Origin of the sequence: Rahnella bonaserana, from assembly GCF_019049675.1 — a bacterium.
Lineage (GTDB): Bacteria > Pseudomonadota > Gammaproteobacteria > Enterobacterales > Enterobacteriaceae > Rahnella > Rahnella bonaserana.
This window is the reverse complement of the sequence record NZ_JAFMOW010000050.1, coordinates 16,630-32,032: the sequence shown is the minus strand read 5'-3', so window position 1 is coordinate 32,032 and position 15,403 is coordinate 16,630. Positions and strand designations below refer to the sequence as shown.

Annotated in this window: 10 protein-coding genes; 5 read left to right on the top strand and 5 right to left on the bottom strand. The window is 50.3% G+C overall.

What is annotated here, in order from left to right; genetic code table 11:
- Positions 1-219: 219 nt before the first annotated feature.
- Positions 220-1,581 carry an APC family permease gene (locus J1778_RS03105; protein ID WP_217171997.1) on the top strand — a complete coding sequence of 454 codons (1,362 nt, stop codon included), beginning with the start codon at positions 220-222 and terminating at the stop codon, positions 1,579-1,581.
- Between the two features lie 69 nt (positions 1,582-1,650).
- On the opposite strand, the gene J1778_RS03100 is transcribed toward J1778_RS03105, so the two are convergent.
- Together J1778_RS03100 and J1778_RS03095 are read right to left on the bottom strand one after the other, a co-directional pair.
- Entirely contained in the window at positions 1,651-1,974 is a 324-nt protein-coding gene (locus J1778_RS03100; protein ID WP_217171951.1) for an AzlD domain-containing protein, read from the bottom strand.
- On the bottom strand, positions 1,971-2,639 hold the full coding sequence (locus tag J1778_RS03095) for an AzlC family ABC transporter permease (protein WP_217171950.1): 669 nt from the start codon (positions 2,637-2,639) through the stop codon (positions 1,971-1,973). The genes J1778_RS03100 and J1778_RS03095 overlap by 4 nt, the downstream gene beginning before the upstream one ends.
- Positions 2,640-2,736: 97 nt before the next feature.
- Between J1778_RS03095 and J1778_RS03090 the strand changes: the two genes are divergently transcribed.
- The gene (locus J1778_RS03090) at positions 2,737-3,285 is read left to right on the top strand and encodes a helix-turn-helix domain-containing protein (protein ID WP_217171949.1); all 549 of its coding nucleotides are present in this window, start codon (positions 2,737-2,739) and stop codon (positions 3,283-3,285) included.
- Here the strand turns inward: J1778_RS03090 and J1778_RS03085 are convergent.
- From J1778_RS03085 to J1778_RS03075, 3 genes are read right to left on the bottom strand one after another with little or no spacing between them, the layout of a single operon-like run.
- Positions 3,282-4,247 (bottom strand): acyltransferase, encoded by a 966-nt coding sequence (locus tag J1778_RS03085; protein ID WP_217171948.1) that lies wholly within the window; start codon positions 4,245-4,247, stop codon positions 3,282-3,284. The genes J1778_RS03090 and J1778_RS03085 overlap by 4 nt on opposite strands.
- Positions 4,244-7,309, bottom strand: coding sequence for an efflux RND transporter permease subunit (locus J1778_RS03080; protein ID WP_217171947.1), 3,066 nt, complete (start codon positions 7,307-7,309; stop codon positions 4,244-4,246). The genes J1778_RS03085 and J1778_RS03080 overlap by 4 nt, the downstream gene beginning before the upstream one ends.
- Positions 7,309-8,394, bottom strand: a complete 1,086-nt coding sequence (locus J1778_RS03075) for an efflux RND transporter periplasmic adaptor subunit (protein ID WP_420804061.1) — start codon at positions 8,392-8,394, stop codon at positions 7,309-7,311. The genes J1778_RS03080 and J1778_RS03075 overlap by 1 nt, the downstream gene beginning before the upstream one ends.
- Positions 8,395-8,686: 292 nt before the next feature.
- Here J1778_RS03075 and J1778_RS03070 point away from each other — a divergent pair, with 292 nt between their 5' ends.
- From J1778_RS03070 to wbaP, 3 genes are all read left to right on the top strand, one after another.
- Entirely contained in the window at positions 8,687-11,416 is a 2,730-nt protein-coding gene (locus tag J1778_RS03070) for a cation-transporting P-type ATPase (protein WP_217171945.1), read from the top strand.
- Positions 11,417-12,412: 996 nt separating this feature from the next.
- Positions 12,413-12,928, top strand: coding sequence for a helix-turn-helix transcriptional regulator (locus J1778_RS03065; RefSeq protein ID WP_338019635.1), 516 nt, complete (start codon positions 12,413-12,415; stop codon positions 12,926-12,928).
- 873 nt (positions 12,929-13,801) lie between these two features.
- Positions 13,802-15,232, top strand: a complete 1,431-nt coding sequence (gene wbaP, locus J1778_RS03060; protein WP_217171944.1) for an undecaprenyl-phosphate galactose phosphotransferase WbaP — start codon at positions 13,802-13,804, stop codon at positions 15,230-15,232.
- The last annotated feature ends 171 nt before the right edge of the window (positions 15,233-15,403 follow it).

The window sequence follows — 15,403 nt, the reverse complement described above, 5'->3', positions numbered from 1 at the left end:
CGGAATAAGGCAAAATATGCGCCCCCGCAAATCGGGGGATTATTCGTTATTTCTGCATTGGCGAAGGTACTCTTCGCACAAGAAAACATTTCAAAACAGAGGCCGGGCTTAGTACCGGATAGATATTTACTTTCAGATACCGACAGTCATGTCGCAAGGAAACATTAATGGTGCAGCACTCTCACTATGCCGCGTTTTCCATCATGGGAATTACACATCATGCCGGATAACGTCGTTACGGGTACCGCCTCCCGCGTGGAATTGCGTAAGAGTCTTACGTTGATTCCGGTTGTCATGATAGGCCTGGCCTATATGCAACCCATGACACTGTTCGATACGTTCGGTATTGTCTCCGGCCTGACTGACGGCCATGTGCCGACGGCGTATGCGTTTGCGCTGATCGCCGTCCTGTTTACCGCGCTGAGTTACGGCAAGCTGGTGCGCCGCTATCCTTCTGCGGGTTCGGCTTATACTTACGCGCAAAAAGCGATTCATCCGGTGGTCGGCTTTATGGTCGGCTGGTCGTCGCTGCTCGATTACTTATTCGCGCCGATGATTAATATCCTGCTGGCCAAAATCTATTTTGAAGCGCTGGTGCCTTCGGTGCCGTCGTGGATATTTGTGGTGGTGCTGGTCGGGTTTATGACGTTGTCGAATCTGCGCAGTATTAAAACCGTCGCCAACATTAATACGCTGGTGGTGGTCTTGCAGATTGTGCTGATTACGGTGATCACTGGCATGGTGATTTATGGCGTTGATCACGGCACCGGCTACGGTACGTTAGCCAGCACTAAGCCTTTCTGGGGTGAAAATGCGCATACTGTGCCGATGATTACCGGCGCGACCATTCTGTGTTTCTCCTTTACCGGCTTTGACGGCATCAGTAATTTATCGGAAGAAACCAAAGACGCAGAACGGGTGATCCCGCGGGCGATTTTCCTGACGGCATTAATCGGCGGCGTGATCTTTATTGCGGCGACGTATTTCCTGCAACTTTATTTCCCGGACATCTCCAGCTTTAAAGACCCGGACGCGTCACAACCTGAAATTATGTTGCAGGTGGCGGGCAGGGCGTTCCAGTTTGGCGCACTGATTTTCTCCAGTATCACCGTGCTGGCGTCCGGTATGGCGGCGCACGCGGGCGTTTCCCGTCTGATGTATGTGATGGGGCGCGATGGCGTATTCCCGAAACGCTTCTTCGGCTATATCCATCCGAAATGGCGCACGCCGTCTTTCAACGTGCTGCTGGTGGGTGCGATTGCCCTGATGGCGATTAACTTTGACCTGGTGACGGCAACGGCGCTGATTAACTTCGGCGCGCTGGTGGCGTTTACGTTCGTGAACCTGTCAGTGATTTCGCAATTCTGGATCCGTGAAAAACGTAATAAATCCGTGCTGGACCACGTCCAGTATCTGCTGCTGCCATTGTGCGGTGCGCTGACGGTCGGTGCGTTGTGGGTGAATCTGGAAGAAGGTTCGATGGTGCTGGGGCTTATCTGGGGGGCAATTGGCTTTATCTATCTGGCCTGTATGACCAAAAGTTTCCGCAATCCGGTGCCGCAATATGAAGATGTGGCGTAACGCTCGTCTTCCTTAAAACACCGCCGCTTTAAAAAAATGGCTCCTTTACAGGAGCCATTTTTGTTTCTGCTAGTGAATACCCATCCAGCGCATCAGCGCCGTAACGGCGGCTGCCGCGATAATAATCACAATCAGCGGCGCTTTTCGCCACGCTAATAAGAGCGCTACGCCGACGCCAATAATCCGTGCGTATCCGGCAAAATGCTGGCCTTCAAACAATGCCGACGTTGCCGCGACGGCCAGCAACAAGGTGGTCGCCGAATCGGAAAGCATCGTCTGGGTTGCCGGTGAGAAATTCAGGCGCGAACCCAGCCGGTAACCGGCAACGCGCATCAGGAATGTTCCGGCGGCCAGTACCGCAATACCGGCAATAATCAGGTTGTGAGAGGTCATTTCCGGTTCCTCCAGGTGAGTAATCCGAGCAGGGAAAACAGCACCGGCATACCGGCCGGGACAAACGGCACGGCGGCGACGGAAATCAGCGCACCACAGGAAGCGGGAATGCGCGTCCGGCGGCTGCGCAATGCCGGGAAAATCAACGCCAGCAGAATGGCCGGGAACACTGCGTCGAGGCCAATAGCTTTGATGTCCGGAATGAACTGACCGATATATGCGCCGGCAATCACGCTGACCGGCCAGAACAGCGCGATGCCTGCGCCGCATAACCAGTAGGCTTTTTTGCGTTTTTCATGGGTGGGCTGGGAGATGCCAAATACCACGCTTTCGTCATTCATGAGGTGGCAACCGAGCCAGCTCATGCCTTTGCTGCCGACCAGATCCTTTACCGCAATTCCGAACGGTAAATGGCGGGCATTGACCAGTAATCCGGCGGCTGCAGCGGCGAACGGACTGCCCCCGCCGCCGACGATGGCGATAAACAAAAACTCCGATGCACCGGCCAGCACCAGCAGCGAGAGCATCAGCGGCACCCACAGCGGAAAGCCGCCCGCGACGGCCAGCGATCCATACGAAATCCCCACCAGACCATCGGCCAGGCAGACCAGGAAGATGGCTTTCACCACATCACTTCCCAGCGGTGAAAAGAAACGCGCAGACATAATTTAATCCCATAACGAACGATTTCCCATTATAATGAACGCATCTGAATCGTTCTTCAAGTCGAACGATCGTTCGTTATATAAAACAGGCAGGATCATGTCACAACCCATCAGCGTTATCTCTAAAGGTCTGGTTCGTGAACGTCAGCGGGCAGGTTTGTCACTGGCAGAAGTGGCGCGTCGTGCTGGCGTCGCCAAATCAACGCTTTCTCAGCTGGAAGCGGGCAACGGTAATCCGAGTCTGGAAACCCTGTGGGCGCTGTGTGTGGCGCTCAATATTCCTTTTGCGCGCCTGATGGAACCGGAAATGAACAAGATGCAGGTGATCCGCCGTGGCGAAGGGCCGGCAGTGGTCGCTGAACTGGCGGATTATAAAGCCGTTTTACTGGCGACGTGTCCGCCGGGTTCGCGTCGGGATATTTATCTGCTGACCACGCAACCTGGCGCAGATCGCGTTTCCAGTCCGCATCCGCAGGGATCGGTCGAGCACATTATTATTACGCAGGGGCGCGCCCTCGTCGGGCTGATTGACTCACCGGTTGAGCTGAACGCCGGGGATTACATTTCCTATCCTGCCGACGTGGAACACATTTTCCGCGCACTGGAACCAGACACCATGGCGGTGCTGGTATCAGAGCAGAGCTAAAACGTAATCAGTTTCTTCGTCACCCTGTTCTTTAGCAGCAACATTGAAGACAGCACTGAAAGCAGGAACGTCAGCAGGATAACGAACAGCTTGGCGGTCAGGGAATTGATCGGGATCCACTGGATTAATAAATTGAAAAAGGTGTAGTGGAGAATATAAACCCCGGTCATGGTTTTCCCCAGCGAACTGACCATTTGACTCACCGGCAACCGCGTGGCGTCCTGTTTGACGCCATTGGCCGCGATAATAATCAATACCACCAAAATATAGACCTGCGATCCGGTCAGAATAAAACTGTTACGCTCGATGTTGAAGAGTGAAAAGAAGAAATGCTTTTCATAAAACCAGGTGAAGATATAGACAAACGGTATGGCGATGGCGGCAATTTTTGCCACCCGCGGGCGACCGTACAGCGCGGAAATCACCGGATCATACAACAACTGCCCGGTCAGATAATAAAGGACCCAGGTCCAGATGCGGAACTGTGCGGGCGTCGAAAAGGCTTTGTGTTCAGTGTAATAGATGGCCAGCAAATCATACGCAAACGAAAAAATCAGCAGTCCGGCAATCAGTGCGGCGAGGATGACGCGTCTTTTGGCCAGCCATTCCACTAACGGATGAAAGGTATAAATAATGACCAGTGAAAAGATAAACCACGGCTGGATAAGATAACCTTTCTGATAGGGTCCCCATAAATAATAAACCGAAAACCAGAAGATGAAGAGGGTTAATATGCTGCGAATTTTCTTCATCTGCCATTCTGTTGTGTGCTGTGAACCGGCATCCATATAACCGGTAACCACAAAAAACAACGGCGTGGCGATGGTCGAAATAAAGGTCAGAAAAGCCAGAATACTGTCGTAGTTATAATTGTAATTGTCGTAAGTGTTATAAACGGTAAAAAAAGTCACGGCGGTCAGGCAGCCGAGCGTTTTAATAATATTCAGTCCCGTGGTGTTCATTGTGTACGTCGTTGTCCTTCACGATGGAAACAGTTGTAAATCACCGGCAGCGCGAGCAGCGTCAGCACGGTGGCGAATCCCAGCCCGAACATGATAACAACCGCCATGCTCTGGAAAAAGACATCAAGCAATAGCGGGGCGAGGCCGAGCACCGTGGTAAAAGCTGTCAGCAGGATAGGGCGCAGACGCGAGGTGGCGGCGTGGATTATTGCCTCGGTCTGACTCTTCTCTTTTTTCTGCTGGCCGATTTCCTCGACCAGTACGATGCCGTTACGGATCAGCATGCCGCTCAGGCTGAGCAGGCCAATCAGGGCCATGAATCCGAAGGGAATACCGGTCAGCAGGAAGCCAAACGTCACACCGATCAGCGCCAGTGGCACGGTCAGCCAGATGGCGATGGCATTTTTCACCGAACTGAACATCAGCACGGTGATGATAAACATCATCAGAAAACCGATCGGCAACGTGGTGAATAATCCCTGTTGCGCTTCGGCGGAGTTTTCCGCGTCGCCGCCCCATTCTATGCTGTAGCCGTGTGGCAGGGTCAGCGCCTCAACCTGCGGTCGGATGCGCGCCAGCATATCGCCGGAGGTCTCGCCGCTGGCCGGATCCGGATCGGTCAGCACGGTCAGCACCCGCGATCGGTCGCGGCGCATGATCAGCGGATCTTCCCATTCGACTTTGAAATCACTGACCACGTTACTCAGCGGGATAAACTGCTGGCGCGTCTGGCTCCAGACCATGATATTCGCCATGTGATCGACATCCAGCCGTTCCGCTGCCGGAGGGCGCAGAACCACCGGCATCAGCGTCGAGCCGTCACGGAAAATGCCCACGGTGCTGCCGCTGAAATTCATCTGCAGGGCGCTGTCAACGTCACCCCGGTCAACGCCCAGTTCGCGGCCCAGATAAGGTGAGAACACCGGGCGTACCATTTTGCTGCGATCCTGCCAGTCGTTACGCACCCCGTCTGATGCACCGTCATCAAGAATAATTTTATCGACCTGGCTGGCGATCTGGCGAAGCGTATCGGGATCGGAGCCTTTGATGCGTACTTCAATTGCGCTGCCGCCGGACGGACCAAACATGATGCGTTTCAGGCTGGCATTCACTTCAGGATAATGATCACGAATGTTCTGTTCGGTGCGGCGGGTCAGTGCGGCGATTTTCCGCTGATCATCCATACGCACCATTATCTGCGCATAGTTGGAATACTGGCGTTCGCCGTTGTAAGTCAGAATAAAGCGCATCCCGCCCTGACCGACGGTGGTCACGGTGTTTTCCACGCCTTGCTGATGATTGATCTCTTTTTCGATTTCTCCCGCAATTCGCGCGGTGTGATTGATATCCGTGCCGTAAGGCATCCATAAATCGACGAAGAAAACAGGCGTATTAGACGACGGGAAAAAGTTCTGCCGCACAAAGCCGAATCCCCAGACTGACGCCACCAGCAACGCGGCGAGCACCGTCAGCGTAAGGGTCTGGCGCACCAGCAGCGCCGACAATACGCGCCGGTAAACGCGAAATATCCAGCCGCCGTAGGGATCGGCCTGCTCGTCTGGCTTTTTCTCCGCCACTTTCATGTTGGCGAATGCCCATTTCACCAGCACCGGCGTCAGCGTGAGAGCGGTCACCCAACTGAGCATCAGCGATATCAGTAACACCTGGAACAGCGATTTACAGTATTCACCGGTCGAATCCTGCGAGAGGCCGATCGGTGCAAACGCCAGAATGGCAATCACCGTTGCGCCCAGTAAAGGCAGGGCAGAGCGTTTAATGATATGCGAAATGGCATTCATCAGCGGATTGCCCTGCTGGCGGGAAATCAGCACACCTTCCACCACCACAATCGCGTTATCCACCAACATACTGAGCGCGATAATCAGCGCGCCGAGTGAAATACGCTGAAGCTCGATGCCGAACAAAAACATGATAAGCAACGTGCCGAGCACGTTCAGCGCCAGCGAGACGGCAATGATGATCCCGCTGCGCATTCCCATGAAAATCAGCAATACGCCCACCACAATTGCCAGCGCCATCAGAAAGTTAATGATGAATCCGTCTACGGATTTCTTCACTTCGGAAGCCTGATCGTAGAATACTTTAAGCTGGATCCCGGCCGGTTTATCGGCGGACAGCTGCTGCATCCGGGCTTCAATCGCGTGACCAATGTTCATGACATTCACACCGGGAATATATGAGACACCAATGGTCAGCGCATCGCGGCCATTGGCGTGGTAAATATTGCCCGGATGATCGTTCACACCCTTCGACACCGTGGCGATATCACGCAGGTAAATGCTGTGCGTAGATCCGGCGGGGCTGATCAGCACATTATTCAGTTCATCAATATTCTGAAAACCACCGGTCGGATGCAGACGGATCGACTCACTGCCGACCGTCATGCTGCCCGCGTCGGACACCAGATTCTGCCGGTTCAGCACATCGGCAAGGCGCGGCAATGTCACGCCATAAGCGGCCATTTTGGCGCGGGAAATCTCGATATAGACCTGTTCAGGAAGGATGCCGCCGATGGCGACCTTACCGACGCCGGGCACCAGCACCAGTTCCCTGCGCAATTGTTCCGCGTATTTACGCAGTTCGGGATTGCTAAAGTTGTCGCCATAAATCGAGAAAAAATAGCCGTACACATCGCCGAAATCATCGTTCACAAACGGCGGGCTGACACCGGGCGGAAATTGCAGCGTGGCGTCATTGACGCGGCGGCGCAGTTCATCCCAGATTTGCGGCAGTTCGGAGGAGTGATAGCGGGAATCAATATTGACGGTGATTTGCGATAAACCGACCGCGGAAATAGAAGAAATGTTATCGACATAAGGCAGGCGTTGCAGGGCGTTTTCCAGCGGCAGCGTGACTTCCTCCTCAACCTGCTGGGATGACGCACCGGGATACTGCACGGAAACCACGGCAGTTTTAATGGTAAAAGCCGGATCTTCCAGCCTTCCGATATTGAACAACGCAATCAGGCCGCCCACGCCGAGCAGCAGAATAACCAGCCAGACGCGGGTCGGATTATTGATAAAGCTGTCGTTAATACTCATCACAGACCCCGTTCCCTGACCCAGATGCGAACCGGTTGCTGAGCGTGTAATTCGCTCACGCCTGCCGCGACCACTCTGTCACCTTTTTGCAGTCCGTCCTTGATTTCGATGCCCTGAGAGGTCAGTTCGCCGACGGTCACCTTGCGGTCTTCGACGTGTAATGTGTCGCCTTCACCGGCAATCAACCAGACGTGTGCCTCATTGCGCTGACTGCTGTCCGGATTAAATACCGCTTCGACCGGAACCACCAGCGTATCTGCGGGCGTTGCCGTTGCGAGATTGGCCGGATTGATGGTCACCGTACCGCTTAAACCGGCGACGGCCGGGAAGTTTTCCGGGCGCGGCATGATCAGCGTCACCTGCCAGGTGAGTGAGTTGGCTTCGCTGCTGGCGGTGTGTTCTTTATAGGTGGCGGTGAATTCGCGGTCAGGAAGGTTGTTGATGCGCACCCGTGGCTGATAACTGGCATTACGCATATCGAGGCTGGTAAACAGGTTTTCCGGTACGCTGAAAATCACATCTAATAGATCGGAACGACTGATAGTCGCGACCGGCTGACCGGCGGCGACGACCTGATGATTGCGCACAGAAAGCCGGGCGATCACGCCGCTGAACGGTGCGGTCAGGTTCAAATCATTCAGTTCTTCCTGCGCGATTTTCAGCGCTGCCCTGGCCGAATCGCGGCTGGCTTTATGCACTTCGAGTTCAGCCTGCGAGACCACGTTGCGCCGTGCCAGCGTCTGATAACGTTCGAACTGACGCTGGGCCAGCGTGGCGGCGCTCTGACGATCGTTCAGGCGCTGGCGGGCATCGTTGTTGGTCAGCCGGGCAAGGATTTGTCCCTGTTTCACCGCTTCGCCTTCACGCACGTCCAGCGTCTGCAACTGGCCTGCGCGTTTAAACGCGATGTCGGTATTATCGCCTGCCAGAATGCGGGCTGGAAACACGCGGGTACTCAGCGGACTGGCCGCTTCAGCAGTGGCGATTTTAACCTGACGCGGCGGGACGGGAGCGTCTGTGGTTTTCTGATCACAGGCGCTTAAAAGGAAAAGGAGGATCAAAGCGGGAGAAAAACGGATATTCAAAATACTTCCCCTCATGCAAAATACATGTGAAAAAATAATTACCGGCAGAATAGTGAGGGCTTTAATACGCAGGCTCCGCTATTTTCCGCTATGACGTATTTTCAGTGAGACTGTTTAGCTACTTATTGTTTTTCTTTATTTAATTGTTTTTTTAAAGCACGGAATTAACACTATTTAAGTCGATATATTATAGTTTATACAGCTTTATCTATCTTGCCAGAAAACATCACGACAATTCATTCATTACCCGCTTCATTCATGAACCATTTCAGGGGTCAAGGAGTCAGGCATTATGAATAATCCAGCGCCACTTGCTGTGAATAAAACTGCTGTGAATGCATCCACCACAGAAAAACTGTGGTATCAGCAAACCGTAGAAGAAAGTCTGGCAGGGTTGCAGACAGGGCCTGCCGGGCTTTCCCCCGAAGACGCACAAAATAAATTAAAACATTACGGACCGAACGTTCTTCCGCAAAAAGAAGGTAAGTCTTTATTTATAAAGTTTATCTCTCACTTTAAAGACATTCTCATCTATATATTACTCGCGGCGGCCGTCGTCACCGCCATTATGGGGCACTGGGTCGATACGCTGGTGATATTAGGCGTGGCGGTGATCAACGCATTAATCGGTTTTATTCAGGAAAATAATGCCGAGAAATCATTGAAAAGTATTCAGAATATGCTTTCCAGTGAGGCGCTGGTATTACGCAGCGGACAACAGGTCACCGTGGCAACCGATGAAATTGTGCCGGGCGACATTGTGCTGCTGCGCCCCGGTGACAAAATTCCTGCCGATTTACGTCTTATTGATGTCCATAACCTGCGGGTCGAAGAAGCCATTCTGACCGGTGAATCCACCGTGGTGTCGAAAAAGACTGATGCACTGGTAGGTGAGAAATCGATAGGCGATCGCAAAAATCTGGCGTTTTCAGGCACCACGGTCAGTTCCGGTACCGCCAGCGGCGTGGTATTTGCCACCGGCGGCCAGACTGAACTTGGCCATATCAATGAAATGTTGTCCTCCATTGAAGACAACAAAACCCCGCTGCTGGTGCAGATAGACAAACTGGGTAAATCTATTTTCGTCATCATTCTGTTCATGATGGTGGCGCTGCTGATTTTCGGTTATCTGCTGCGCGATATCCCGTTTGGCGAACTGCTGCTGTCGGTGATAAGCCTTGCGGTCGCAGCGGTACCGGAAGGCTTACCGGCGATCATTTCGATTATTCTTTCGCTCGGCGTGCAGGCGATGGCGCGCTCCAAAGCCATTATCCGCAAGCTGCCTACCGTGGAAACACTGGGCGCGATGTCAGTCATTTGTTCGGATAAAACCGGCACCCTGACCATGAATGAAATGACGGTCAAAGCGGTGATTCTGGCGGATAACATCTGGACGGTGGAAGGCAACAGCTACGAACCAATGGGCAGCTTCTCGATTGCCGGTTCGGCGTCGCCGCTGCCAGCGGATTCTTCGCCTCTGCTTACTCAGTTTTTGCGTACCGTGGATATCTGTAACGACAGTACGCTGAAACAGGACGCTCAGGGCCACTGGGGCATTACCGGGGGCCCGACCGAAGGGGCGCTGAAAGTTCTGGCGGCCAAGGCGCATTTGCCTGAGATCGCGTTCAGTCTCAGCAGTAAAATTCCGTTTGATTCGCTCTACAAATATATGGCGGTGGCCGGTGAGAAAAACGGTGAATCGCAGATCATGCTGACCGGCGCACCGGATGTGTTGCTCAAACTCTGTCAGTTCCAGCAGACGCCGCAAGGTGCGGTACCGCTGGATCATGCGTACTGGGAGTCGGCGATAACGCGGTATGCCAGCGAAGGACTGCGTATGGTGGCCGCGGCCTGGAAACCTGTCGATCAGCCCGTCGCCTCACTGGATCATCCGGAACTCAGCCACGGCATGGTGTTGATCGGCATTGCGGGCATGATGGATCCGCCGCGTCCGGAAGCGATTGTGGCGATCGGCGAATGTCAGCAGGCGGGGATCCGCGTCAAGATGATCACCGGTGACCATCAGGAAACGGCGATGGCGATCGGTAAAATGCTCGGCATCGGTAACAGCGGGAACTCCATCACCGGTTATGAGCTGGAACATATGGACGACGCCCAACTGAGAACGGCCGCAGTACAGTTCGATATTTTCGCCCGTACCAGCCCGGAACATAAACTGCGTCTGGTGAAAGCGTTGCAGGAGACCGGTGAAATTGTCGGAATGACCGGCGACGGCGTGAATGATGCGCCGGCGCTGAAACAGGCCAACGTCGGCATTGCCATGGGCATTAAAGGCACCGAGGTGACCAAAGAGTCCGCCGATATGATCCTGGTGGATGACAACTTTGCCACAATCGCCAACGCGGTCAGAGAAGGGCGCCGGGTTTACGATAACCTGAAAAAAACCATCCTCTTTATTATGCCGACCAACCTGGCGCAGGGGTTGCTGATTATCATCGCTATTCTGATGGGGAATCTGCTGCCGTTAACGCCGGTGCAAATTTTGTGGATGAACATGGCAACGTCCGCCACGCTCTCCTTCGGGCTGGCGTTTGAGGAAGCGGAAAGCCGTGTGATGCGTCGTCCGCCGCGCAACGTCAGCGCGCATGTCATGGATAAATACGCCATCTGGCGTGTGGCCTTTGTCGGATTACTGATTTCCATCAGTGCCTTCATGCTGGAAGCCTGGCTGCAACCGCGCGGTTATGAGCCTGAATTTATCCGTACGGTGCTGTTGCAGACGCTGGTGACTGCGCAGTGGGTGTACATGATTAACTGCCGCGATTCGGACAACTTCTCCCTTAACCGTGGCCTGCTGCAAAACAAAGGTATCTGGATTGTCACCGTGGTGCTGTTCGCGCTACAGGCGATCATTATCTACGTTCCGCTGATGAACACGTTGTTTGGCACGCGACCATTGCCATTCATCTACTGGGTCATCGGGCTGCTGATCGGCATCGCGCTGTTCGTGATTGTCGAGATAGAAAAAGTGCTCACCCGTAGCTGGCGCAAGGCAGGTTAACCGCCAGCAATGTAATCAGATATCCTCAGCTAAAACCTGAAACCAGCCGAAAGGCTGGTTTTTTATTGCCCGGTTCAAGCGTTATTTTACAAATATTTACATTTTGGAAAACGTGATTTGCATATTTTCGCGACCTGTCTGACAGAGGAAGAACGTTAAGGATAATTCCTCGTTTTTGATACAGAGATGTTACGTTAAGCGGAGGGGTATTTAAGAATACTCTTGGTCATGTTATTGGCTTAAAAACAAATGAAGGCCAATGTTTGTTTCAAAATAAAGCAATAAGACTATTTAATCATCATGTAAGAATAGTCTCAGGTTTGCCGGTTGAATTGCAAATGTTAATTTACAAGCATAAATGTATATAAAAAAACAATAGATCTGTTCTCCGTAATAAGATTTTCAGAAAATCACCCAATTCTTACGTATTGATGTTTATTATCGGTAAATAAATAAAACTTAATTCATCATTAAAATAGAGAAATATTCTGTTTTAACTGAAAGTTTCAGGTAAATTAGTGTGTGAATGAAACACACCCCATGGGGAAGATTATTGTTGAGACTGTTCTTAGTTTTTTGTTGAAATAAATCAAAAATCGTCGTATTGCTCACATTTTTCTGGCGTATTTGGAAAATCACTAGGAATTCGCCTAGTAAAGATTGATGAATTTAACGATAAGAACGTGTAAATCGATCGGTTAAACCTATTGTTGTTTCCAATTATGAGCGAGAAAAACGATTTGAAGAGTTTCCGCTGCGTATTACTCTACATACGGCTACTGAAAAGATTTAAATAGGATATAGAACTAATTTTAATATTCGTTTTCCTTATATCGTTCTGAGAGTGCTTTATTCTTCCCCGGCTCCACGGGGCAGGATTTGAGCGTTTTTAAAACCTCACAATTAGGCGGCCCAATGCCTCGGGTAATAATTTGGAGTGAGTGCCAGTATACGAAACTGGCGTTGAAAGAAATAATCTCCAGGAAGTTACCTTATGTGAACGACGTCATTTCTTATGACTACGGCGATGAGGTGGACTTGTATGCAAAAGATTATCTGATCATTGATCCTTCAGGCGGCGGGTTCCACAGATGTTATGAATTTTTGAGAGAAAATCTGAGGATATTGGATCCGGAAAGGATCCTCATTATGTCCTCTGCGGTCGATATGTTGATGCTTGAACTTTTGCTTAAGAAAGAATGTAAGTTTCTTAAGAAGAAAAAAGAATTGCCAGCCGTCGTGACTTCTGTAGAACAGTTCATCCAGCTTAAGGGCGTGACGCTTAACAAGGAGGCCTTTAATTACAATATTACCAAGATGGAAGAGAAGGTTTTAGTGATGATGATGTCTGGTCTGTCCGTGACAAGCATATCAAATATTCTCAAACTGAGCGTAAAGACGGTAAGTGTACATAAGTGCAATTCTTTAAGAAAAATAGGCGTTGACGCCAACAGCAGTTCAGCATTGTTTTTTTTGCATAAACATGCCGTGGGAAACAGAATTGGCAGTTAAAAAGTGAATTTATGATCAGATTTTCTTCATTGAGTGATGTTTATGAGCATGACTTTTGAGGGAAAAAATGCATCTGGTCAGCAGAAGTTCAGGTTATATCTGTGCATCTGCAGTGTCTGTCTCCGGGATTATGCCCGGTTTTGAGTGAGTCAGTAATATGATTGCTGTACGCTTTGGTTGGACAATTTCGGAGCAGCAAAGTCGGGGTTGTCCTGGATGATGAATGAATTAGTTGAATATATAAAAATGGGTAAGACTTTTTTTGGCAACACCAGGGAATCCTTTCACTAAAAAAATTATCGATCACCTTAGTTCTTATAGCCACGGTGTCATCATTAATGGCGTCGGGAATTCGCAGCACACAGAGTTTCTGTGTGGCAGTGATGTCTGTACCATGCAAGGGACATTGTGGTTACCTTACGGACAAGAAGAGTTTGATAAGTCCTTTTTGATAAAGAGAATATTAAGTGATGAATGGGTGAATAGTATGTGATTTACCGTTTGTCAGTTTAATGTAGATTGCCACGCATTAATCACCCCAGCTATTTCGGTGAGGGTTAACTGCGTTAAATATTTTATTAGGTATATTTTGGCAAATTGGTGGCCGTAAACCAGGGGCGGTAGCATAGCCAAAAAACCGTGAATTATGAACTTTGTATTAATAACGTATGAAATTTAATTTTTTGAATTTTGCAAAAGACTTTCTGGGGTATGAGATTTTTATCTGCATCAGAGAATGTCATGCGTTTTATTTATCAATAAAACATTCGATGTCTGACTCACGCAGCTATCGCATTATTATTCATCATCATAAAATTCACTCAGGCAAACGCGTGAGGGAAGATTATTATCGTTAATTGTTGTGAGGTGCATATGACATTTCTCACCAGGAACCTTTGGTCAAATTTATTACTCGCTTTATCCGATTTTCTTAGCTTCACCCTTTCTCTTTATCTGGCTAAAGGGATCCTCGGGCAGGTCATGACGCATTTTGAGGAACGGATCCCCGCTGCACAAACTTCAGGCTGGATTGCGCTGCACAGCTTATTAGCTGTTTGTTGTGTGGCGTGGTTCCACTTGCGATTAAGACATTATTACTATCGCAAAACGTTCTGGTTTGAATTGAAAGAAATCCTGCGCACACTGCTTATCTTTGCGCTTATCGAAATCGCCGTGATCGCTTTTGCTAAATGGTATTTCTCCCGTTATCTCTGGGTGCTGACCTGGACTCTTGTACTTATTCTGGTGCCATTTGCACGAATGATGACCAAGCGTGTGCTGGACTCTCTCGGGCTTTGGGAACGTGACGCAATCATTATTGGCAGCGGCAATAATGCGCGTGAAGGTTATAACGCCATTAAAAATGACAGAAACCTCGGGTTACGGGTTCTCAAGTTTATTTCCAGTGAAGGCGGTGATCAGCCTGGAGATACGATAGAAGGCGTGCCGGTTATGCCTTCGGACGAAAACTGGGTACGCACTAATGTCGATAAGAAGACGCAGTTTATCGTGGCGGTAGAATCGCATCAGAGCGGCATCCGAAATGCATGGCTGCGGGTATTTATGATTAATGGTTACCGCTCCGTCTCTGTCATCCCAACGCTTCGCGGTATGCCGCTGGATAATACCGACATGTCATTTATATTCAGCCAGGAAGTCATGATTTTTCGCGTGCATCAGAACCTGGCGAAGTGCTCCTCGCGGTTGGCGAAACGCTTATTTGATATCGTCGGCTCAGTAGCGTTTATCATGCTGCTGTCCCCGCTGCTGGTTTACATCAGCCTGAAAGTGAGAAAAGACGGTGGGCCTGCAATTTATGGTCATGAGCGCATTGGCCAAAATGGTAAGCCCTTTAAATGTCTGAAATTCCGCTCGATGGTCATTAACTCGAAGGAAGTCCTGGACGAGCTGCTGGAAAATAATGCACAAGCGAGACAGGAATGGGATCTGACCTTCAAACTGAAATATGATCCGCGCATAACAACTATCGGCCATTTTTTGCGCAGAACCAGTCTTGATGAGTTACCGCAACTGTTTAACGTTTTAAAAGGGGAAATGAGCCTGGTAGGGCCGCGTCCTATTATTACTGCTGAACTGGAACGTTATTACGATGAAGTTGAATATTACCTGCTCAGCAAGCCGGGAATGACCGGGCTTTGGCAGGTGAGCGGACGCAGTGAAGTCGATTACTCAACCCGCGTTTATCTTGATGCCTGGTATGTCAAGAACTGGTCAATGTGGAATGACATTGCCATTTTATTTAAAACCGTGGGTGTTGTGCTCAGAAGGGAGGGCGCGTATTAGACCATTAACTGAAATCACGTGATGATTTTTTCGATGAATTATTCTGCACCGGATACCTGGATAAGAAATGAATCTTTCACTTTAATGTGCGAGATAAATAATTGTTTAACACTTTCATGGGCTCAGTCATTAAGACCGTTAACTCGGTTTGAAACGATCAGGTATGAAAGT

Excerpts from the sequence above, each read along its gene's own strand:
- J1778_RS03105 (WP_217171997.1), top strand. The coding sequence starts at position 220 with ATGCCGGATAACGTCGTTACGGGTACCGCCTCCCGCGTGGAATTGCGT.
- J1778_RS03100 (WP_217171951.1), bottom strand. The coding sequence starts at position 1,974 with ATGACCTCTCACAACCTGATTATTGCCGGTATTGCGGTACTGGCCGCC.
- J1778_RS03095 (WP_217171950.1), bottom strand. The coding sequence starts at position 2,639 with ATGTCTGCGCGTTTCTTTTCACCGCTGGGAAGTGATGTGGTGAAAGCC.
- J1778_RS03090 (WP_217171949.1), top strand. The coding sequence starts at position 2,737 with ATGTCACAACCCATCAGCGTTATCTCTAAAGGTCTGGTTCGTGAACGT.
- J1778_RS03085 (WP_217171948.1), bottom strand. The coding sequence starts at position 4,247 with ATGAACACCACGGGACTGAATATTATTAAAACGCTCGGCTGCCTGACC.
- J1778_RS03080 (WP_217171947.1), bottom strand. The coding sequence starts at position 7,309 with ATGAGTATTAACGACAGCTTTATCAATAATCCGACCCGCGTCTGGCTG.
- J1778_RS03070 (WP_217171945.1), top strand. The coding sequence starts at position 8,687 with ATGAATAATCCAGCGCCACTTGCTGTGAATAAAACTGCTGTGAATGCA.
- wbaP (WP_217171944.1), top strand. The coding sequence starts at position 13,802 with ATGACATTTCTCACCAGGAACCTTTGGTCAAATTTATTACTCGCTTTA.